Origin of the sequence: Phocaeicola sp. RTP21198st1_B8_RTP21198_201120 (assembly GCF_040929485.1) — a bacterium.
GTDB classification, from domain to species: domain Bacteria; phylum Bacteroidota; class Bacteroidia; order Bacteroidales; family Bacteroidaceae; genus Phocaeicola; species Phocaeicola dorei.
In genome coordinates this window covers 21366-41030 of sequence record NZ_JBCOCI010000006.1, presented here as the reverse complement: position 1 = coordinate 41030, position 19665 = coordinate 21366, and the positions used below count along the sequence as shown (strand labels likewise).

At 51.5% G+C, this 19665-nt stretch carries 20 protein-coding genes, 1 tRNA gene and 2 pseudogenes; all 23 read left to right on the top strand.

The annotated features are described in order from the left end of the window. Positions 1–80: 80 nt before the first annotated feature. The 23 genes and pseudogenes from AB5935_RS04955 to AB5935_RS04845 all read left to right on the top strand — a co-directional run bounded on the left by AB5935_RS04955 (position 81) and on the right by AB5935_RS04845 (position 19555). Positions 81–722: a BT4734/BF3469 family protein gene (locus AB5935_RS04955; protein ID WP_007844954.1), complete on the top strand. Its 642-nt coding sequence runs from the start codon at positions 81–83 to the stop codon at positions 720–722. A 131-nt stretch (positions 723–853) separates the two neighbouring features. Next, positions 854–1774: pseudogene (locus tag AB5935_RS04950) on the top strand (DUF3987 domain-containing protein); the annotation flags it as partial. 77 nt (positions 1775–1851) lie between these two features. Next, positions 1852–2226, top strand: coding sequence for a hypothetical protein (locus AB5935_RS04945; protein WP_007839242.1), 375 nt, complete (start codon positions 1852–1854; stop codon positions 2224–2226). A gap of 84 nt (positions 2227–2310) precedes the next feature. Beyond that, complete coding sequence (locus AB5935_RS04940; protein ID WP_007839240.1) at positions 2311–2682, top strand: DUF4373 domain-containing protein; 372 nt, start codon at positions 2311–2313, stop codon at positions 2680–2682. Positions 2683–2701: 19 nt separating this feature from the next. Continuing rightward, positions 2702–2920, top strand: coding sequence for a hypothetical protein (locus tag AB5935_RS04935; protein WP_005811483.1), 219 nt, complete (start codon positions 2702–2704; stop codon positions 2918–2920). A gap of 22 nt (positions 2921–2942) precedes the next feature. Continuing rightward, positions 2943–3374 (top strand): annotated as a pseudogene (locus AB5935_RS04930) (hypothetical protein); the annotation flags it as partial. A gap of 75 nt (positions 3375–3449) precedes the next feature. Continuing rightward, positions 3450–3671, top strand: a complete 222-nt coding sequence (locus tag AB5935_RS04925; RefSeq protein ID WP_087339817.1) for a hypothetical protein — start codon at positions 3450–3452, stop codon at positions 3669–3671. A gap of 19 nt (positions 3672–3690) precedes the next feature. Then, the gene (locus AB5935_RS04920) at positions 3691–3927 is read left to right on the top strand and encodes a hypothetical protein (protein WP_007835985.1); all 237 of its coding nucleotides are present in this window, start codon (positions 3691–3693) and stop codon (positions 3925–3927) included. A gap of 6 nt (positions 3928–3933) precedes the next feature. Continuing rightward, positions 3934–4008, top strand: a tRNA-Thr gene (locus AB5935_RS04915). A 31-nt stretch (positions 4009–4039) separates the two neighbouring features. Beyond that, a complete protein-coding gene (locus AB5935_RS04910; protein WP_007835987.1) occupies positions 4040–5131 on the top strand; it encodes a DUF4373 domain-containing protein in 1092 nt (363 codons plus the stop codon). 93 nt (positions 5132–5224) lie between these two features. Then, the gene (locus AB5935_RS04905; RefSeq protein WP_117543597.1) at positions 5225–6133 is read left to right on the top strand and encodes a toprim domain-containing protein; all 909 of its coding nucleotides are present in this window, start codon (positions 5225–5227) and stop codon (positions 6131–6133) included. Positions 6134–6146: 13 nt separating this feature from the next. Beyond that, a complete protein-coding gene (locus tag AB5935_RS04900; protein WP_007839654.1) occupies positions 6147–6866 on the top strand; it encodes a DUF2786 domain-containing protein in 720 nt (239 codons plus the stop codon). Between the two features lie 162 nt (positions 6867–7028). Continuing rightward, positions 7029–7334, top strand: a complete 306-nt coding sequence (locus AB5935_RS04895) for a DUF3127 domain-containing protein (protein ID WP_007839659.1) — start codon at positions 7029–7031, stop codon at positions 7332–7334. Next, entirely contained in the window at positions 7331–7870 is a 540-nt protein-coding gene (locus tag AB5935_RS04890) for a DUF3575 domain-containing protein (protein WP_007835993.1), read from the top strand. The genes AB5935_RS04895 and AB5935_RS04890 overlap by 4 nt, the downstream gene beginning before the upstream one ends. Before the next feature lie 12 nt (positions 7871–7882). After that, positions 7883–9955 carry a hypothetical protein gene (locus AB5935_RS04885; RefSeq protein WP_007839660.1) on the top strand — a complete coding sequence of 691 codons (2073 nt, stop codon included), beginning with the start codon at positions 7883–7885 and terminating at the stop codon, positions 9953–9955. Then, positions 9948–10826: a hypothetical protein gene (locus tag AB5935_RS04880; RefSeq protein ID WP_007839662.1), complete on the top strand. Its 879-nt coding sequence runs from the start codon at positions 9948–9950 to the stop codon at positions 10824–10826. The genes AB5935_RS04885 and AB5935_RS04880 overlap by 8 nt, the downstream gene beginning before the upstream one ends. Before the next feature lie 48 nt (positions 10827–10874). Next, positions 10875–11789 carry a fimbrillin family protein gene (locus AB5935_RS04875; protein WP_007839666.1) on the top strand — a complete coding sequence of 305 codons (915 nt, stop codon included), beginning with the start codon at positions 10875–10877 and terminating at the stop codon, positions 11787–11789. A gap of 81 nt (positions 11790–11870) precedes the next feature. Beyond that, positions 11871–14885 carry a fimbrillin family protein gene (locus tag AB5935_RS04870; protein WP_117928659.1) on the top strand — a complete coding sequence of 1005 codons (3015 nt, stop codon included), beginning with the start codon at positions 11871–11873 and terminating at the stop codon, positions 14883–14885. Between the two features lie 11 nt (positions 14886–14896). Continuing rightward, positions 14897–15700 carry a fimbrillin family protein gene (locus AB5935_RS04865; RefSeq protein WP_007839670.1) on the top strand — a complete coding sequence of 268 codons (804 nt, stop codon included), beginning with the start codon at positions 14897–14899 and terminating at the stop codon, positions 15698–15700. Continuing rightward, complete coding sequence (locus tag AB5935_RS04860; protein ID WP_032947745.1) at positions 15697–16005, top strand: hypothetical protein; 309 nt, start codon at positions 15697–15699, stop codon at positions 16003–16005. The genes AB5935_RS04865 and AB5935_RS04860 overlap by 4 nt, the downstream gene beginning before the upstream one ends. A 17-nt stretch (positions 16006–16022) precedes the next feature. After that, complete coding sequence (locus AB5935_RS04855; protein ID WP_233514125.1) at positions 16023–16343, top strand: hypothetical protein; 321 nt, start codon at positions 16023–16025, stop codon at positions 16341–16343. Then, positions 16336–16554, top strand: a complete 219-nt coding sequence (locus tag AB5935_RS04850; RefSeq protein WP_007839672.1) for a hypothetical protein — start codon at positions 16336–16338, stop codon at positions 16552–16554. Before AB5935_RS04855 ends, AB5935_RS04850 begins: the two co-directional genes overlap by 8 nt. 556 nt (positions 16555–17110) lie before the next feature. After that, positions 17111–19555, top strand: a complete 2445-nt coding sequence (locus tag AB5935_RS04845) for a conjugal transfer protein (protein WP_117543603.1) — start codon at positions 17111–17113, stop codon at positions 19553–19555. Positions 19556–19665: the final 110 nt, after the last annotated feature.

The following is a 19665-nucleotide window of genomic DNA, read 5'->3' as shown; positions in this document are numbered from 1 at the left end:
CTTCCTACCTTCGGGAAGAAATTCAGAGGACGCAAAAAAAATGCGGATGCAAAATTAATACTTTTTAAACAAAACGAATCATGAATCAAGAACGTAAACTATCTTTTTTCCTTCCCCCCATCTCGCCGGTGAAGGACGCTAACGGGAAAAACGTGACGCCTGCCACGCTCGTCCCTCACAAGGAACTGACCTTGGAGGAAGTATGGAACATAGTCACCGGCAGCCCGCGGCTGAAGAAACTGACCGAAGCCGCAGCCGCCGCATACGGTGACGAGAAGGAGTACCGCAGGCTGAAACAGAGCACCCTGCCATACGTCACCCCCTGCGGAACTTTCAGCTACCGCCGGAGCGACCGGCTGCTGGCTCCTTCGGGATTGAGCATACTGGATCTGGATCATCTGGACAGCCGCGAGGAGGCCGAAAGGATGCGCCGGCAGTTGTTCGACGACCCTTTCCTGCTGCCCGAACTGGTGTTCGTAAGCCCCGGAGGACACGGCGTGAAGGCTTTCGTGCCCTACGATCTCGGCCGGACAAGCGACGTGAAACAGAATGCGGCCGAGAACATCTACTGGCTGATGGAATACGCCCGCCTGAGGTATGGCGACTGCTCGGACAAAGACAAGGGCAAAGGAGTGGACTACTCGGGCAAAGACCTGGTGCGGGCCTGCTTCCTGTCGCATGACGAAAGGGCCTTGATGAGAGTCAAGACGCCCATGGGCTAATGTGCCAATCCCCATGCGGAACAGAACGCGGCCAACGGGCATAGCAGCACACGGGCCAACGGGCCGCTTATTCAGAATCATTCAGAAACGAGGTATTCTTATACCGAAACCAAATTAACATAAAAAGGAATATGAATCATTACAAAAACAATCTTTTGGAAGAACTGCACCGCCTGACGGAGGCGGTACAGGCATCACACGCGGACATCGCGCCCACCTATCTGGAATACACCCAACTGGCATTTGCCATCGCCACGGACTGCGGCGAGGCGGGCCGTGCGGATTTCATGAGCCTGTGCAGCCTCTCGCCCAAGCATGACAGTGCGGCGGCGGAGAAACTGTTCAGCAACGCCCTGCACACCTGCAAGGGCGACATCCACCTGGGAAGCGTGTTCCACCTGGCGGAAATGTGCGGAGTGAGAGTCGCCCCCTCTCACAAAAACGCAGACGCAGACGCAGCAGACGCAGGTCCTTTTTTCTCACACACGTGCGCGCGATATAATAAGGTGGAGAATGAAGAAAAAGAAACAGGAAAAAAGAAGCACGAGGAAGAGGAAAAGGAAATGAAGGGAACGGAACCCCTCTCTCCCCTACCCTACTTTCCGCAAGATCACGACTGGCCCGAACCGCTGAAGAGCATCCTCTCCTTTGCCAAGACCCCGGCACAGCATGATGTGCTCCTGCTGGGAGCAATGACGGTGCTGGGCGCCTCACTGTCGCACATCGTACGCTGCAAGTACGGGGACAAATGGCAGTATCCCTGCCTGCAGACCTTCATCACGGGCCATGCCGCCGCAGGGAAGAGTGTACTGGTATGGGTACGCAAACTCATAGAGCCCATACACGAGGAAATACGCCGGCAGGTGGCGGAGAGCATGAAAGCTTACCGCAAGGAGCTAAGAGCCTACGAAGCGCTGGGGAAGGCACGCAAGGACAAGGAGCCGCCCGTGGCGCCGCCCAACCGCATGTTCATCATCCCCGGCAACAACACGGGCACGGGACTGCTGCAAAACTTGATAGACTCGGACGGAACGGGGATTATCTGCGAGAGTGTAACTCGTAACTTTGCCGCATCACTTTTTCGTAACATTAAATATTTCACTTTACGAAAACTATATTTATGTAGAAAATGGATGCAAAAAAGATTACAGAAGACTACCACGACTGGCATAACATTGCCGAACTTCGACTTCTTGGCTTGAGCCGTTCTCAAATAGCAAAGAAGCTGCAACTTCCTCCCGGCAGAGTCATGCGGCTTTCCCGATTAAATGTTGATGAGCTTCTTCAACATGGCAATCGTCCGCGCCCTTCTTATTCCTGCCGTCTCGATCCTTATGAGGAGTCAGTTAAGCATTTGCTGATAACCTGTCCTTATTATTCTTCCACCCAGATTCATGAATATCTAAAGGAGAATAATCCCTCTTTTCCAAAAGTCTGTGAAAAGACTGTTTTCAATTACGTAAAAAAAATACGTAAAAGATACGATATACCTGCAAGAGTATAATTTTTTGCAGCAACAATCTTTTGTTCAGAATTCAATAAGAATCTGAACTGCATCCTTATTACCGAAATTTAAATAAAAGACATTATGAAATCCGTTATTTCAGACAATAAGATTATTCCATTCCTGCCTTGTTATAAAAGGACATCACAGTTGCATGAAACCAAAGTCAGTGATCTGAAAACTGTATATGGATGTAATGGATATGCGGTTTATGATTATATAGAAAATGAGATATTCCGTACAGGAAACCATTCATTGTATTGGTGTAAGAATATGCTTTGCAGAGTAGCGGACTATTGGGCACTCTCTCCGGAAGAAGTGGAGAAAATCGTGGAGTATTGTATTCAGGTTGACTTGTTCAATGCTGAGTTGTATACCAAGTATCATATTCTTACATCCGCAGAAATCAGGCAACAGTATAATAATGCCGGTTTCTTCATGGCTGTCAATTCATAATCACTAATCCGAAAATACTATGTTGATAAGATGTGAAATGTTAAAAAAACTGGCAAACGCTTTTATAGAGGTAGCCAAAGAGGAGAACCTGCCTGTAAATATCACAATGGGCAGGTCTTATACAGACTCCGGCGGTTCCAGACAAGTTGGTATTATTCTTGAATTTGACAGTTGGAACTCGAAAATCATCAATGATAAATTAGCTGACACCATCAACAGAATCTTCGAACTTAAATAATATATAATAGAAAGGGAGCAATATGGAAATATTAACGGCCCTGCAATGGGCTAAAAAGGGTTTTATCCCCAATGAGGAGGCCAAAGGTACAAAACAATGGACTAACAGCTTTTACTCTGCCAAAGCTGTCTATTTCAAAGACAGTGAGGTCCATGAAGATAAGGACACTGCCAAAGCCATCCTTTTGGCCAAAAGGAAGGAGTACCGGGATGTAGCCAAGAAACGGAAAGAGAAAAGAATAAGAAATGCTGCATACCGAGAGAAAATGAAAACCCAGTGGCAATGGTTACAGGAGGGAAGAATACCTAACGATAATGCCAGATGGGAAGTTGGAGAGGAGCTGAATAAGATGTTTTGTACATGTGCTTACGGAAGCAACTACTGTTATTGCCATGAGAGATATACTCATGAGCCTAAAAATGATGAAGAGATGCAAAAAGCCATTTTTGATTTTCAACAGAAAGAACTGGGTATGACTATAAACAGAGTAAAAAAGAAGTTTTGCTCAATAACTAATAACGATATAGATATGAGTAAAAAAAGAACAATGCAAATAGATGTAATTGAGGAAGTAAAAGGAACTCAATTCATGCAATGCAAACTGTATATAGATGGCAATGCGAGTGTTATTCTTATGAATAAAATCGATTATGAAAGGCTGTTAAGCGATAGTTTTTTTGTGCGTGATGGTAAAAATCGGGATTCAGCCGGAGTGTTGAATACTACTAACACTTTCATCGAAAAAGATTAATATTTAAAACGATATAGGTATGAATATAGATACTGAATTTAACGTAGGAGATAGCGTATGCTATCTGAGCGGGGATAACATTATCCATACAAGTATAAGCAAAATAATTATCGAAATATCCTATACTGATGATAGTTTTCTTATGGTTTATAAGCTGTCAGATGGACTAAGTGTGCCCAGAAACAATTATCCACAATGGGGAAAAAGACTTTTTAGAGATAAGGATAGTTTAATGAGATATTTATCAGAATCGTAACGGAACGGAACAATGGACTAACAGGCAAGTCACCGCATTGTATGCAGGCTGGTGATACAGGTTCGAATCCTGTTTGTTTCACACTGAAAAAAAATTCTTAAAACGTATAATTATGGGAAGAATTGCCAGAAAAGGCTTTGAGTACTACAGGGCCGAAACGGACCGGTTCCGTGACATCAAGATCCGCAAGCTGAGAAAGGAACACAGCTGTGCCGGTTATGCGATATACCAGTATGTCCTGAATGAGATCTACCGTGTGGAAGGCTGTTATATCCGTTTCACACAGGACGAGCTGTTCGATTGTGCGGAATACTGGAACATGAGGGAAGAGGAGGTTCTCCGGATCATCAACTATTGTACGGAAACGGGGCTGTTCAATGCCGGAATCTGGAAACAGTACGGCATTCTGACAGGGCACTCCATCCAGATCCGATATGTGTCCATGTGTCACGCGGCCAAGCGCAAGACAGTCATTCCGGAAGAAATAAATCTTCTTTCCGAAGAAAAATCCTCCTTCCCGGTTTCCCGGGCACAGCTCCCTGTGGAAGCGGCGTCCGTTCCGATCTGTGGATCTGTGGCAGTCACCTCTGTTCCCTTCACGGAACCTTCAGAAGCGCCCGTTCCTTTGAAAGAGGGAATTCTTCCGGAAAAAACCGGATTTATTCCGGAAGAATCCGTGAATATTCCGGAAGCTTACAATATAAAGGAAAGAAAAGAAAACATATCATCCTCAAGCTCCTTTACATCCGTTCAGGAAAAGACGGATGAGGAGGACAATTCCATCCGGACTTTAAAATCCGATCTGGAATACCTGAACCTGAAGGATGACCAGATCCGCTGGGCGTGCATTCTGAAAGCCCGTTATCCGGCCATGCCTCTGGAGTACGCCATAGCCGCCGTCAAGGACAGCATCCGTAACGGTGACTACCGTTACAGTGTGGGCGGCTGCCTCACTCCGCTGATAGAGAACTATATCCGCAAGTACAACGCTGAATGTTCAGGAGAAAAGAGGCAGGACGGTTTCCGTGCCGCCCTTGAGCGTCTAGGCATTTCTCCGGCACAGCAGCATGAGATCCTGCATCTGTCCGCGGACTCCCCCCGTGTGCTGGAAGCCGCCCTGAAGGAAATCGAGCGCAGCAACGGGCGCATCAGGAGCCCGCTATGTTTTCTCAGGAGCAGGCTGACGTCCGTCCGGACCGCATGATATTTTGACATTAGTTAGTATGCGAAAGAACATTCCATCCTGCCGTCCCGCTGTGAAGCCGGTGCGGCAGGAACTTAAAAAAAACGAAAGATTATGAAATCACAGGAAGCCAATGCGATCCCCTTGCGGGAGATACTGGAAAAATACGGTCATGAACCGGTCAGGTCCTACCACGGCTATCTCATGTACAGCTCCCCTTTCAGAAATGAGGAGACCCCCAGCTTCATGGTGAACCTGCACACGAACAAATGGAAGGATTTCGGTGAGGACAGCTCGGGAGGTGTGGCTGACCTGGTCATGCGTCTGCAACGGTGCGATTTTCACTCCGCCATGCGGCGGATTGAAAAAAGTGACCTGTCCGCCCCGTCCGACCCCCTCCCTGTTCCGACTTCCGCCGGGGATGCCGGCACTAGCCCCAGACTGACTGTTGACAATATCAATCCCCTGACCAACAGGATGCTTCTGGAATACATGGGCCGGCGTGGAATTGATGCGGACATTGCAAAGGCATATTGCAAGGAAGCATACTACCATTTCAGCGGAAGGAAGGACAGACGCTGTTTCGCCGTAGCTTTCCCCAATGACAAGGGAGGCATGGAGCTCAGGAATCCGATATTCAAGGGATGTGCCGGAGTAAAAGCCGTCACCTGTCTTGACAATGGAGGCGACCGTTGTGCCGTTTTCGAGGGATTCATGGATTTTCTCAGCTATCTCCAGTATGCCAGGGAACATCCCGGACTGCCGCCAATGAATTTCTGCATCCTGAACTCCACGGCCATGGCCGGCAGGTCCGGAGAGTTCCTTTCCCGGCACCGGCTGGTACATGCCTTTCTGGACAACGACAAAGCAGGCATGGACGCCCTGGAGAAACTGGAGGGGAATCTTGGGAAGGATACGGTACTGGTCAATGAGTCCGTCCGGCTGTATCCCCGGCATAACGATTTCAACGAGTTCCTGCAAGCCTGTAAAAAAAAAGCAATGACTGCAGGAAATGAGATGTAATACAGCAAACAATATGAAAGAAGTATCAGAAAAGATAACGGAAAGAATCCGCAAGCTTATCCGGCTCAAAGAATCCGCCACACAGATCGGATCTGAAGGTGAAGCTCATGCGGCGGCAGCGGCGATACACCGCCTGCTTATGGAATACAACCTCTCCCTGCTTGATCTTGCCGGTGAGAATCCACAAAACCGGCTGACAGCCTGCGAATCTGACAGAATCAGCTACAAGGATGCAGCCGGCAATATCTGGAAACGGGACCTGATGAGGGTCTTATGTGAATACAATTACTGCAAGATGCTGCTCTACGCGGGCACAACCCATATGGTGGTAATCGGGACAGAGGAAAATGCGGCAACTGTCATTGCGCTCTTTGACTACCTGCGTAAAACCTTCAGACGTCTGTCCGAAGAGAAGTATTCCGGGTATGCGCAAGGCAGACGCGGTTACTGGAGAACCGCCAAAGGTAAGAAGGACTATATCCGGTCTTATCTGGAAGGCTGCATACCCGGTTTACGCATGCAGCTGGAGAAGTCCGGGCAGACGCCGCAGGAAACCGGCCTCATGATCTGTCACCAAAAACTGATAGACGACTATATGGGCAGGTTCAGGCTTGTCAGAAGAAAGCCTGTGGCGAACAGGCATAAGACGAACCACAAGGCTTATATGACCGGAGTTGATGACGGCCGCCATATAAGTCTGAGCAGGCAATTGAAGGATAATACTCTTTTTTAAAAGGATAAAAACATGGGCTTTGTCAACAGACTGATCACATGGATCATGGACCGGCTTTCCGTGGAGGTCGATCCGGATGCCGAATGGTTTTAGCAGATCGTGAAAAGGATGGTTGCGGTTCATCCCCGTTCACTTGATTAAAAACACATAAACGAAAAAAATATGGAGATAAAAGGAAAAGTACTTACCCTCTTTCCGGTTAAGGAAGGAGTCGGAAAGACATCGGGCACTCCGTGGAAGTCCCGTGAGTTTGTGATAGAAACGCAAGACCAGTATCCGAAGAGGATCTGCCTGCAAGTGATGAATGACAACATGGACCGTTTTCCCATGGAGGAGGGTATGGAGGTCAGTGTCAAATTTGACATTTCCGCCCGTGAATGGGACGGCCGTTACTTCAACACGCTGACGGCATGGGACATCACCGTGCTGAATTCCCGGCCGTCCAATCAGGAAGGAGAAAACAGATGAGAAAGAAATTCTTTTTTCTGGGGATATTGTTGGGCGTCTGCCTGGCATCCCCGGCCCAGTTCTATTCCGCACGTACCAACCTGATAGGGCTGGCAACGGGCAACATCAACCTGGAGGGGTCCATGACACTGAACCGCCGATGGTCGCTTCATCTACCGGTCCAGTACAATCCTTTCGTCTTTAAGGACAACCGCCAGTTCCGCAACCTGACTGTCATGCCGGGCGTGCGCTACTGGTTCGTGGAGTCCTACTCCAATTTTTTTGTCGGGATGAACACCCTGGCAAGCGGCTATTCGATCGGCAGGATATGGAACAAGAAACGTTATGAGGGAGAAGGCTACGGCATCGGCCTCTCCATCGGCAAGGCCTACCCCCTGTCAAAAACATGGAACATAGAATGGGAACTCGGCGGCGCCGCGGTCTGGGCGAGGTACAACGAATACCGTTGCCGGGAATGCGGCGCCTTCCTGGGCAGAAAACACGGATGGTATCTGATACCTTCACGTGTGGCGTTGAACATGATATATCTTTTCTAAATGTACGGTCCTATGAAAAAAAGAAACATACCTGTAATCCTTTTACTTCCACTGCTGTCCTTATCCTGTTCCCTGTCCCACAAGATGGAAAGGAGCATCAGCAAGGTCGGTCTCTCACAGGCCGGCAAGCGGCCTGCACCGGACACGACATGCTATTCCGTTCCCGAAAAAATCACCTGGAAGGACAGTTCGGGAGTGGAACATATTGTCACCATGGCCGAACGTGACAGCGTTACGGGTGAAGAGATGACCGTGTTGCAGCTGGACGAGGTGACCATTGTCGCGCGTAACAGGAACATCCCCGAGCGTGCCGGGAAAGTGAATCTGGATTTTGTCGTGACCGTTCCGGGCAGGCTGATAGATGACAAATGGCAGGTACAGCTGACCCCTGTGGCCTACAAGCGTGGCAGACGCATAGAACTGGAGAGGATCTTCCTATCCGGCGCCGACTTCGTCAAGCGGCAGAAAAAAGGATACGCGCAGTACCAGGCCTTCATAAACAGCATCATCCCGGATTCCGCCTATCTGAAAGAGATGTTCGACATGAAAGGCTACCGCCGTGCCATGGCCGAGCTGGAGGAGGAGTTCTACCAGGCATGGAAGCATGACTATATCGCCCGCGAGGAATGGATTGACTGGACTGAGAGATGGAACCGCCGTTACCAGCACTTCAACGCGAAGATGGAACGGAACCGCATGGCCATCGCCGGCCACAACACCATCCTGTCCGTACTTCCCGCCTACTGGCTCCGCCGTGACCTGGACACCACGCTGATTCCGTCCCGCTACCGCATGTTCTCGGAAGGCACCCCTCTGAAGGTACGCAGGGTGACGCCGGAAGATTCGGCGCGTATAGCGGAGAGATACTTCGATTACAAGCGAATTGCGGAGAACGAACGCAAACGTGACGCGGTGTCACGCAAATATGAGGAGCTGGTTCGTTTCCCTTACCAGGCCGCCCGTCTGGATACGGTCATCAGGAACAGGAACAATACCTTCAGCTATTATTACCGGCAGGAGATGGATGTTACCGATAACACGAAACGTATTGATCTGACAGTAGACGGAAGGATACTTGCCGTCAATGGCAGTTCCGCCAATTTACCGTCCTCGGATACCATTACCTATTATATAAGCAGTATGGTGCAGTTCCTGGACCATGCGCCCCGGTACAGGAAGGAGAAGATATACCGCAAGGCCACGGCCAATACGACCGCCTATATCAATTATCCGGCAGGCAGATACCTGTTTGACGAGGAATACGGGAACAACCGTTCCGAAATAGACAAAGTTCTGGAAGCGATCAACAAGCTGACCTATACCGGTGAGTTGGTGATGGACAGCATTGACATGACCGCCACCGCATCCCCGGAAGGCAGCGCGGCCGCGAACCGTATCCTGTCCAGACAGCGTGCCGTTGCCTTGAAGGAGTACCTGTCCGGAAGGACGGATGACAGGGCCGGTATCGACACCCTGATCCGTCCCCGGTGGATTGGCGAGGACTGGCAGCTTCTTGTCCGCAAGGTACAACAGGATACGGAAATGGATGACAGGTCAGCCGTTCTGGATATCATGTCCTCCGTCAAGGATCCGGACGCAAGGGAGGCCGGGATCCGGAAACGTTTTCCGGATGCCTACAAGCATATCAGGGAGAACTATTATCCTCTGGCACGTGCGGTGAACTTCGCATTCTACCTGCACCGCCGGGATATGATAGAGGAATTCAAATACACCACCGTCCTTGACTCGGCCTACATGCACGGTCTCGACCTGATGGAGGACAGGCAGTACAAGGACGCGCTGGTGATACTGTCGGACTATAACGACTACAACACGGCCATCTGCCTGATGTCACTGGGCTATGATGCACGGGCTGCCGGAATATTGGAATCCCTGCCGGAAAGTTCCAATGTGTGCTACCTGCTGTCCATCCTGTACAGCCGTCTGAAAGACGACGGCAAAGCCGTGTCCTCCTTCATGCGCTCACTGGAACTGGACGGTTCCAAAGCCTATCGCGGTCGTCTTGATCCGGAAATCAACCGGCTGATAACAACGTATAATTTAAACCTGTCGCAATATGAATAAAATAGTAAGAATTCTGCCCGGCATATTCCTGTCCCTGCTGTCACTTTCCTCTTGTGACGGCCTGTTCACCGAGGATTGTATCTACAAAGGATACCTGCACGCCCGTAACGGGTTCCGTCACCCTTCCGATATGGGCACACCGGAACAGGCGGAGATGAACCTGATGGTTTTTCCGCTGACCGGTAACGGCGTGGCGGAATATGACAATCTTTCCATTCCTTTTAATGGAAGCGGTGATGCGTATGGGACCTTGCATATCGGGAGTTACGAGTTTCTCGCCTGCAACAAGGATGTCAACATCCTTGAGGATGCGGGCTCCGCCGCCACCGTCCGCCTGCGTGTTCCGACGGAACAGGGAAAGATCACGGCGGAGCAGGGATATGCGTATTCCTCTTCCGTGACCGGTACGGTCATGACTGACGACACCCTGCACGTCACCTGCGAGAGCAAACTGATGGTGCAGCGGATTGTCTTCAACATCACGGTGACGAATACGGGAATCCTGGAATATACCGGAATCACCGCCGAACTTGACGGCGTGACCACAAGCCGGTATGTACGTACAAGGGAAAAGGGAAGCGGTTTCGCCACCCTGCCTTTCACCGTCTCCCCTGAAAAGGAGAATTTCTTCCGGAAGGAAGTGCTGGTGTTCGGCATCAATACCGGGGTGAGCAATATCATCCGTCTTCATCTGGACGGGGACATGCCCGTGGATGCGGATCTTGACCTGAGTGATGTGTTCAAGGACTTCACCGCTGACGGTATCAGCGTGGACATCACCGTCCGCGTATCACCGTCACTGCATACCGCCACCGCTTCCATCGAGGACTGGCAGAATGTGGAATGGGGCCAGGGAACGGTTACTTATTAAATACTGTTTTTTTATCATCAATTTATCATCAATTTAAAATTTTACAAAATGAAGAAAATGTTTTTGTTCGCAGCGTGTCTTGCCGTATTGGCATGCAGCTGTTCCGAGAATGAAGAAGGAACCGTCAAGGATGTCCGTGCCTCCTTGAAAATCAACGCCAACATCGGTGCTCCCGCTGTTTCCCGTGCGGAAAAGACCGCCTGGGAAGCCGGTGACAAGCTGGGTCTTTATGTCTGCAACGGTACTTTGGGCACTCCGTACAACCAGAATGCCGTCTATACCAACACCCCTTTCACCTATTCAGCTGCCGGATGGACTTCGGAAGAGATCCTGCTGGATGAGAACGAGGCGACGGTGTTCGCTTATTATCCGTATGATGCCACGCTGACCACCCCCTCCGCCCTTCCGGTGGACATCACCACCCAGACGGACCATCTGTACGGACAGGGCGACACCAAGGCGAGCATCCTGAACCGTAATGTGAACATCACGATGAAACATGCCCTTTCACAGGTCGTATTCCGCATGAAGAAAACGGAAGGATACAGACAGGAAGGCGTCCTTACCGGGATCATACTGAAGAATGTCGGTTCCGCCACTCCGTTGTATACCCGTGCCACTATGGATATTTCAACAGGTTCCCTGACAAAAACGACGGCAGGCAATGTGGAATTCAGCGCCGGCGCCACCCTGACAGACAAGGCCGTATCCTTTTCATCCATTGTCGTTCCGGTTGATGCGACAGCGGGCAAGGATATGCAGGCCGTGTTCACCATTGACGGAAAGCAGCTGCAATTCACCTTCCCGGCCGGAACGAAATGGGAACGCTCTTACCGTAATATCTACGACATCGTACTGGGGAATAACGGTCTGGTCATCGGCGGTGCCGATGGCAGCGGTGTGACCATCGAACCCTGGACAGACGATGTGAAAGGTGAAATCCAGCTTGTACCTGTAATCTGACTTTAAGGGGCGGGAAGCCTTTCTTCCCGCCCTGTTACAAACCATATCGGGGCTGCCAATCCCCCATAATCAGACAAAACGATGAAAATGAAGAATATTTTAAACAGCCTTTTCCCCTGGCTGGCCATGACAACCCTCCTGTCCCTGCAGGGCTGTGAGAATGAGGAAGGCACCGCAATCCACAGCCGTGATACCGTGTCCTTTGAAATTGACGCAGGGGGAGCACGGGCAACCGAGACAACGTTTGAGACCGGGGATGCCATCGGCGTCTATGCGGCAGTACGCATGTCATCAGCGCCTGCAACCTTGAAAACGTCCGGAAACTATGCGGACAACAAGCGGTTCGTCTGGAACGGCTCGCAGTTCGTGGCGGACGGGGACGCCAACGAAATAGCCGCCGGCTATGAAACGGACTATTATGCCTATTACCCCTACAGGGAAGACATGGGCAATCCGTTGGATTATGATTTCAGCATACAGGGGGACCAGCGGGAAGGCATCACGCTTTCCGACTTCATGTATGCGGCCAACAGGAGCGGAACAACCGATAAGGTCATAACGCTCGCCTTCTCCCACCGGCTGTCCCGGCTGCAGGTCACTTATACGCCGGAAGCGGGAGAGGCACTTTCCGGCGTGACCATCCAAAGGGCCAAGGCTACAGCCAATATCAACCTGGGAACCGGCACCGCCAATACCCTTGGAGCCACCTCGGATATACGGATGTATAATGACGGCGGCACATTCACTGCGGTCATTCCGGCGCAGGCCCGGGATGCCGACGGTACATTCCTTACCCTTTTATTTGCCGACGGCACAAAAAAGGACTACACCCTTACGGCAAAGAAAGAATTCCTTGCGGGGCATACTACCGTAATTCCGTTCATGGGCAAAGAGCTGCAGTATACCTTTACCGTCAGTCCGGAAACCATCGGCAGCGGCTATTCCGGCGGCATCTATAACTACGAAACGGTTTCAAACAAATATTATTCAATAAACGGGAAGCCATTGCCCGGCACTGAGAGTCCATTGGATTACACGGTTTCAACGACAGACGTCTGGATAACCCCGGACAAGGCGGGCAAAACAATAAAGGTGGCGGAAAACCTGAATACCGCTCCCCGAAACGGCAAGGTCCTGTTTACCCAGGCAGAATCCGGAAGGACTTACATCCTGCCGGTACAACAGTCCTCCGCTACCACGCGGCAGACCTTGCAAATCAGCACAACTGCGGGAAACATACCCGCTGCCGGAGGAGACAAGGCTGTCACAGCCGTTCTCAGCACTTATTATAACGACCACCGGGATCCTGATAAAAAAGAAAATGTAACGGTTTCCCTCAGTGGAACCGGGACGGGATTCAGCCTGTCCGGGAATCAGGTCCTGGCTGTCAACAATACTACGACAAATGCCAGAAGTATTACCGTAAAAGGCAGTTACAACGGCATAACATCGGATAACAGCCTGACCATAACACAGGATGCCGGTGCAAAACAATACGCATCCTGGAGCGACTGGAGTGTAACCGTATCGGCCAATCCGGAAACGGTTGCAAACACGGGAGGTACATCCGTCATCACGGCCGATGCAGCCCGTACCCGTGCGTGGACGTGGAACGGTGTCGGCGGTTCCGGCGGTACGGAAACAGACAGGGCCACACCGTCATTGTCGGCAGCCAGCAGCGGATTCAGCCTGTCCGGAACAACACTGACAGCAGGCAGCAACACAACAACATCTGAAAGGTCCTGTACAGTCACGGCAACCCATGCCGGTAAATCAGCGACCTGTACAGTCAAGCAGCCGGCCGGAACAACCGGTTACGGAGATTGGAAAGTAAACATATCCGCCAGTCCGACCACTATCGCGGCCGCCGGAGGAACGTCAACGCTGACCTGCTCGGCTGTGCGTGACGTATATACCAATGGGGTAAAGACCGGTACGGAAACCGCCACACCTGTCATTTCGGGCAGTGCAGCCGGATTCAGCCTGGCCGGAAAAACAGTCAGCGCCGGCAACAACACCTCAACAAGCACGCGAAGTATAACATATACGGCAACCCATGCCGGTAAATCAGCCGGCTGTACGATCACCCAGTCTGCAGGAAACAGGCAATATGCGTCATGGAGTGCCTGGAACGTGACAGTGTCAGCCAATCCGGCCACGATAGCCGCAAGCGGAGGCACATCCTCCATCAGCGCAGCGGCAACCCGTACCCGCACATGGACGTGGAACGGTGTCGGCGGTTCCGGCGGTACGGAAACAGACAGGGCCACACCGTCATTGTCGGCAGCCGGCAGCGGATTCAGCCTGTCCGGAACAACACTGACAGCAGGCAACAACACAACAGCGTCTGAAAGGTCCTGCACAGTCACGGCCACTTCAAACGGCAGGTCGGCCGCCTGTACGGTCAGACAGTCCGCCGGCAGTCAGACAACGGAGTACGGCAACTGGACCACGGGCTCATTGTCAGTGTCCGCCAGCCCGTCCGGTATCGGCTCATCCGGAGGCACAAGCCGCCTGAGTGCGACAGCATCACAAAGCCGTCCGAAATACACGAAGTGGAACGGCATAACAACAGGCACCACCACAGAATACCGGAGTGTGGATGTGAGCTCATCCGCCTCATGGTCAGGAAGCGCGTCGGGCTTCAGCCGGAGCGGCACGACTGTCACAGTGGCGGCCAATGGCAGCACTTCATCCCGCAATTGTACTTATACGGCAAGTTACGGAGGAAAATCAGGCCATGTGACAATCCATCAGGATGGAAAGCCCGCGGATGTAATCACCTACGGGTACATATTCACGCTCGGAGCCGTCAGCGGTGATGACGTTGTCTCCACCGGGGGAACCGTCACCTACAGTGTCACCTCACAGAAGATCACATACACCAACGGCAGCGAAACCTCCCGCAGCAATATCGGCTGGTCGGCTTCCGCCAACGTGTCCTGGATCAGTGCCGGCACAAACTCGGCAACCGTCAGTGAAAACCCGACAACTTCCGACCGTAGCGGCACGATTACGCTGACCCAGAACGAAAGCGGAAGGAAACTGTCAATCACTGTATACCAGGACAGAAAGGTATCGGTGGACATAAACTAAAAACTATAAATATGGATAAACCATTCAATCATCTCATTATTTGTCTGACGTTTGTAATGCCGGTTGCAGCCCTCAGCGGTTGCTCCGGCCCTAACGACAGTCCGGAGCAGGACGCCGTCATGTCCATCAGCTCCTGCACGGCACGTGGCGATGACGGGCAGGAAATGTCCGTCAGCGAGTTCGGCATGTTTGTAACGGATACGGCCGGAAACCTGTATCCGGACAACATCCGAGTCCTCAACCGGTCCGGGAAATGGACATTCGCGGAGATTTCCCTGTCGGACGGGGATAAAGGCATATATGCGTATTATCCTTACAGCCCGTCCTGCAGCGGCGGAAAGATGGGCCTGGACGCAAGGAGCCAGACAGACTATCTGTATTCAGAGAGGACCATGGTGTCCGGGAACGCACCCTCCGCCTCCATCACCCTGTATCATCTTCTTTCGAAGGTGACTTTCAGAATGCCCGCCGCCGTCACCGCGGTCAGGGTGGCGGATTACAGCTACTCCGCCTCGTACAGTCTTCTGACGGGCTCACTGGAGATAAAACCGGAAAAAGGCACAATATCCTCCGGGACAGGAAGCCTGCTGCTCTATCCCGGTGACAGTCCGGCCATGCACGTGGCGCTGGTGGCCGGCGGACATCCATACGACTTCGTCATGCCGGCGACGGCATTCCGATCCGGAAAGGAATATGTCTACACTTTGAAAACCGCCGGAAACGGGGTGGAGATAGAGGACATCACCATCACCGGCTGGCAGCCCGGAGGCAATTATGAAGGAACAATAACTGAAAAAGAACAAGAAAGGCAATGAAAAAGAAAATTTATACTTTATCCGTCCTGCTGGCGGCGGTTCTTCCGGCAGGGGCACAATCCATCAAAAGTGACATCAACACCGTCCTGAACGACATCGCACTGCCGGTTTTCCTCGGTGTGATGGTCATGGCGCTTGCCGTAGGCATAGGAAAGAACTGGAGACTCATCAATGACGAGACCAACGAGGGCAACAAGAAACAGGGATGGATGAACGTCGCCTACATGGTCGGCTATGTCCTTATCGCGGTGACCGTCATCAGCTTCTGCGTGGGCAAGATAGCCGGTGTCAGCTTCTCAATCTGACCGCCATGGAGTACAAGGTGCGCAAAGGGATCGAGAACCCGTGCAAGATACACGGGCTGCTGGTACGCGACTTCTATCTGTTGCTCGGTTACGGCGGATTCGCCGTGGCCGTACTCCTGCTGAACGTCAAGAGCTGGCTGGAGGACGGTACGACAGGCGGTGAAATGCTTTTCATATTCGTATTGCTTGTCGGATGTGGTCTGTCGTTGGCAAGGAAGTTCTATAAGAATGCCTCAAGGAAGAAGTACAGGCCGCCGCATTGGGAGAAGACGGTTACAAACCGTGATGTGAGAAATGCTTTAATGAAAAAACAGATAGACTACAGAAAATATGAATAGACTTATAACTGACTGTCCCGAAGTGCTGTTTGCTTTTGTCTGGACATTCTTTTTTTGTGTGTCTTTTGTCTTTTATTGTATCACCAAGGAAATAAAAGATTCAAGAAATATACGTATACGTAAAAACAGCACTCCTAAAGAAATTGGAAATAAGGAAATAGGTGGTGAAAACAATGATAAAAAAGAAGATGATAAAGAGTTGCCTCCTTAAACTGTTGCTTTGTCTGTTACCGGTTTTGACATGGCGGAGTTCCCACAGGTTGATGGCTATACCCAACAATAGCATGGGCGGAAGGAGTATTATCATAACTCTCCAAAATATTATAAAGTTGGGGTCAACTCCGGAGAGAGGGCAGGCAAATACCCAGTAAATCCCTGACATACAGGAAAGGATACCAACCGGTGCATAGCAGATCCATTCTTTGGAAACCCAAAATGCGGAAAGCGGAACGAGGACTACTGAATAGGCAACCGAAATTCCTGTCACAATCAATAACTGTATCCCAAGCGGTAGTGTTCTGAAATGAACCACGGCTGTGAACAGGAGCGGATAAATGACCAGTGCGCATAGAGCAATACATAGAAAAACATTAAAATGCTTTTCTCCGATTTCCAACTTTACAGTGATTTTGTCAGTCAATGTTTTAAGGGCTGTACTGATTTCATTCATAAACTAAAAAGATATAAAGATACAATATGTTTTATTGCTGCAAAGATATAAATAACAACTGAACGGGATAACAAATAAAAAAACAAACAATAAGAAAATGGCAAACGAAGGATATTCCATACTGGATGTCATCAATGACGAATACGGTGTCATCCTTACCAGAAACGGCTGCGTGTCTGTAGCGTTCCGCATGTACAATCCGGAATGCTACAGCCTGCACCGTACCGACCTGGAGGAGCGCAACGCGCGTCTCTACCAGGCGTTCAAACACCTGCCCTCCGGCAGCTTCGTGCACAAGCAGGACGTGTTCCTTAAAAGGGAGTACGTTCATGAGCTGGAAGGGGACAGCTTCATCGACAAGGCGGAACAGAGGCATTTCTCCGGCCGTGAGTATCTGGAACATGACTGTCTTCTGATATTCACCCTGTCCGGCCTGTCCTCCCTGGCAGCCTCGTACAATGCCAACCCGTTCTCCTACCGGGAGAGGCTGCATGTGTCCGACCGGGAGAAACTCACCGAATTTCTGGAGGGGGTGAACTCCGCCATTGGTGTGATAAACAGTATCAGGGACACCCGTCTGGAAAGGATGGCCGCCGCCGGCCTGAGGGAGTATGTCATCCGGTACATCAACTTCTTCCCCCGGGCTGACTGCGACCGTGACATCCATTTCTCCGGAGAGATCACCGTCGACCGGGAGAAAGCGCGTTGCTATACCGTCTGTGACGGTGACTATCTGCCTGACCGCACCGTCAGAAGCGATGTGGAGGACACCACACTGCCCGTGTCCGGATGCAGCCTGTACATGGCGGAACTGGAAGGCCTGGGCGTGCACCTGCACTGCAACCATGCGGTCAACCAGATCCTCTATTTCGAGGGATCGGAGAAACTTTATGAAGAGTTCTCCCGCCGTGTGGCGGTCTACCGCACCAACAAGGGATGGGACAGGGCCATGCTGGAGCCGAAGGCGGACGAGCTCGAGAACATGCAGAAGGAGATCATGGAGGAGAGGCAGCTCCTCTGCCGTGCCAATTTTTCCGTCATGATATGGGATGACAGCCCGGAACTGCTGGACCGGGCCGAGAAGAAGCTGCGGGAATACCTGACCGTCTCGGACTTCAAATTCTATATACCGTCCTACGAGCATCTGGCCAACATATACCTGGCTTCGGTTCCCGGACAGGAGAAAGGGCTTGACAGCGGTTTCCTGTTCCTGACCCCGCTTTCCCTCGCGCTCTGTCTGTTCATCAACTACACGACATTCACCCCGGATGAGGAAGGGGTGTATTTCAATGACCGTATTTATCAGATACCTTTGAAAAAGGATATCTGGGACGCGAAGAAAAAACGCATACCGGCCCGCAACGGCATCGTGGTGGCATCCACCGGCGGCGGCAAGTCCGTGCTGACACTGAATATCGTGCAGCAGCTCATCGGGCAGGGCTATATCGTGGTGGTGGTGGAGTTCGGGTACTCTTTCGGACAGCTCTGCAAGCTTTATCCTGAAATCTCGCTGCATGTGGACTATGACGGGGAGACACCGCTGGGTCTGAATCCCTTCGATCTGGAGGGCCGTTCCCTTGACAACAACAAGATAGAGGTGCTATCGGGTATCGTGCAGCGTTTCTGGCGCCGCATGTTCGGGAAGGACGAGGAGGAGCAGTCCGTAGCCCTCACAAAATTCATCCAGGATTATTACGCCACCTGCCTGCCGCCCCATTCCTTTCCCTCTTTCTACCGCCACGTGACGGAGCATTATGAGGATATTTGCCGGCGGAAGGACGTAGACCCCAATTATTTTGACCTGTCCTCCTTCCGTCTCATATGCAGCGAGTTCCTTCCCGGTGAACGGTATGCCAATGTATGCAGGACCGACGGAGTGCCCGATTTCGGGAACAGGCGGCTGGTCGTGTTCGAGCTGACGCAGATCAAACAGGACAAGTTCCTCTCCGACCTGGTCATGGCCCTGATCTTCGACGTGATTCATGACAAGATCCTTTCCGACCGGACCAGAAGGGGGATGATCATTTTTGACGAGTATGCCGAAACGGCGCAGATGAAGTCCAGAGGCGAGGATATCAGCATACATTCCGCAGTCGCCTTCTGCTACCAGAAGATACGCAAGGAGAACGGTGCGGTGATGACCATCGTCCAGAGTCCCGACCAGCTTCCCGATGACGAATTTACCAAAGGCATGATCACCAATACCCAGCTGCTGTACATCCTTCCCACAACGGATGTGGTATACAGGGCCGTGGAGAAAAGGTTCGAGATGGGGGGCGACCCCGCCCAGTGCAACATGATGCGGTCCATCCGCAACGACTTTTCCGGGGAGCGTCCGCATTCCGAGTGCTTCATCCGCTTCACCGGCGGCCAGGGGAGGTATGCGGTGGTGGTGCGCAACGAACTGAGCCGGGAGAAGTTCCTCGCCTTCCAGACCGACGGGGAGACATGGGCTGAGATTGACGGCTATTCCAGGACCATGCCGATGGAGGAAGCGATAGGCAGATACATGGAGAGACACCCGTCAAAGGACAGGAAATGAAAGGAGACCGTATGGAAAAAGGATTAAAGGGATACAGGCCGCTTCTGCTTCTGCTCCTGTGCGGCGGAATGACCTTGAAGGCTGCCGCACAGGCGGCGATTACCGACCCT

What these genes read in the sequence shown, in the direction of transcription:
- AB5935_RS04955 (WP_007844954.1), top strand. Translation starts at nt 81, where the DNA reads ATGAATCAAGAACGTAAACTATCTTTTTTCCTTCCCCCCATCTCGCCG.
- AB5935_RS04945 (WP_007839242.1), top strand. Translation starts at nt 1,852, where the DNA reads ATGGATGCAAAAAAGATTACAGAAGACTACCACGACTGGCATAACATT.
- AB5935_RS04940 (WP_007839240.1), top strand. Translation starts at nt 2,311, where the DNA reads ATGAAATCCGTTATTTCAGACAATAAGATTATTCCATTCCTGCCTTGT.
- AB5935_RS04935 (WP_005811483.1), top strand. Translation starts at nt 2,702, where the DNA reads ATGTTGATAAGATGTGAAATGTTAAAAAAACTGGCAAACGCTTTTATA.
- AB5935_RS04925 (WP_087339817.1), top strand. Translation starts at nt 3,450, where the DNA reads ATGAGTAAAAAAAGAACAATGCAAATAGATGTAATTGAGGAAGTAAAA.
- AB5935_RS04920 (WP_007835985.1), top strand. Translation starts at nt 3,691, where the DNA reads ATGAATATAGATACTGAATTTAACGTAGGAGATAGCGTATGCTATCTG.
- AB5935_RS04910 (WP_007835987.1), top strand. Translation starts at nt 4,040, where the DNA reads ATGGGAAGAATTGCCAGAAAAGGCTTTGAGTACTACAGGGCCGAAACG.
- AB5935_RS04905 (WP_117543597.1), top strand. Translation starts at nt 5,225, where the DNA reads ATGAAATCACAGGAAGCCAATGCGATCCCCTTGCGGGAGATACTGGAA.
- AB5935_RS04900 (WP_007839654.1), top strand. Translation starts at nt 6,147, where the DNA reads ATGAAAGAAGTATCAGAAAAGATAACGGAAAGAATCCGCAAGCTTATC.
- AB5935_RS04895 (WP_007839659.1), top strand. Translation starts at nt 7,029, where the DNA reads ATGGAGATAAAAGGAAAAGTACTTACCCTCTTTCCGGTTAAGGAAGGA.
- AB5935_RS04890 (WP_007835993.1), top strand. Translation starts at nt 7,331, where the DNA reads ATGAGAAAGAAATTCTTTTTTCTGGGGATATTGTTGGGCGTCTGCCTG.
- AB5935_RS04885 (WP_007839660.1), top strand. Translation starts at nt 7,883, where the DNA reads ATGAAAAAAAGAAACATACCTGTAATCCTTTTACTTCCACTGCTGTCC.
- AB5935_RS04880 (WP_007839662.1), top strand. Translation starts at nt 9,948, where the DNA reads ATGAATAAAATAGTAAGAATTCTGCCCGGCATATTCCTGTCCCTGCTG.
- AB5935_RS04875 (WP_007839666.1), top strand. Translation starts at nt 10,875, where the DNA reads ATGAAGAAAATGTTTTTGTTCGCAGCGTGTCTTGCCGTATTGGCATGC.
- AB5935_RS04870 (WP_117928659.1), top strand. Translation starts at nt 11,871, where the DNA reads ATGAAAATGAAGAATATTTTAAACAGCCTTTTCCCCTGGCTGGCCATG.
- AB5935_RS04865 (WP_007839670.1), top strand. Translation starts at nt 14,897, where the DNA reads ATGGATAAACCATTCAATCATCTCATTATTTGTCTGACGTTTGTAATG.
- AB5935_RS04860 (WP_032947745.1), top strand. Translation starts at nt 15,697, where the DNA reads ATGAAAAAGAAAATTTATACTTTATCCGTCCTGCTGGCGGCGGTTCTT.
- AB5935_RS04850 (WP_007839672.1), top strand. Translation starts at nt 16,336, where the DNA reads ATGAATAGACTTATAACTGACTGTCCCGAAGTGCTGTTTGCTTTTGTC.
- AB5935_RS04845 (WP_117543603.1), top strand. Translation starts at nt 17,111, where the DNA reads ATGGCAAACGAAGGATATTCCATACTGGATGTCATCAATGACGAATAC.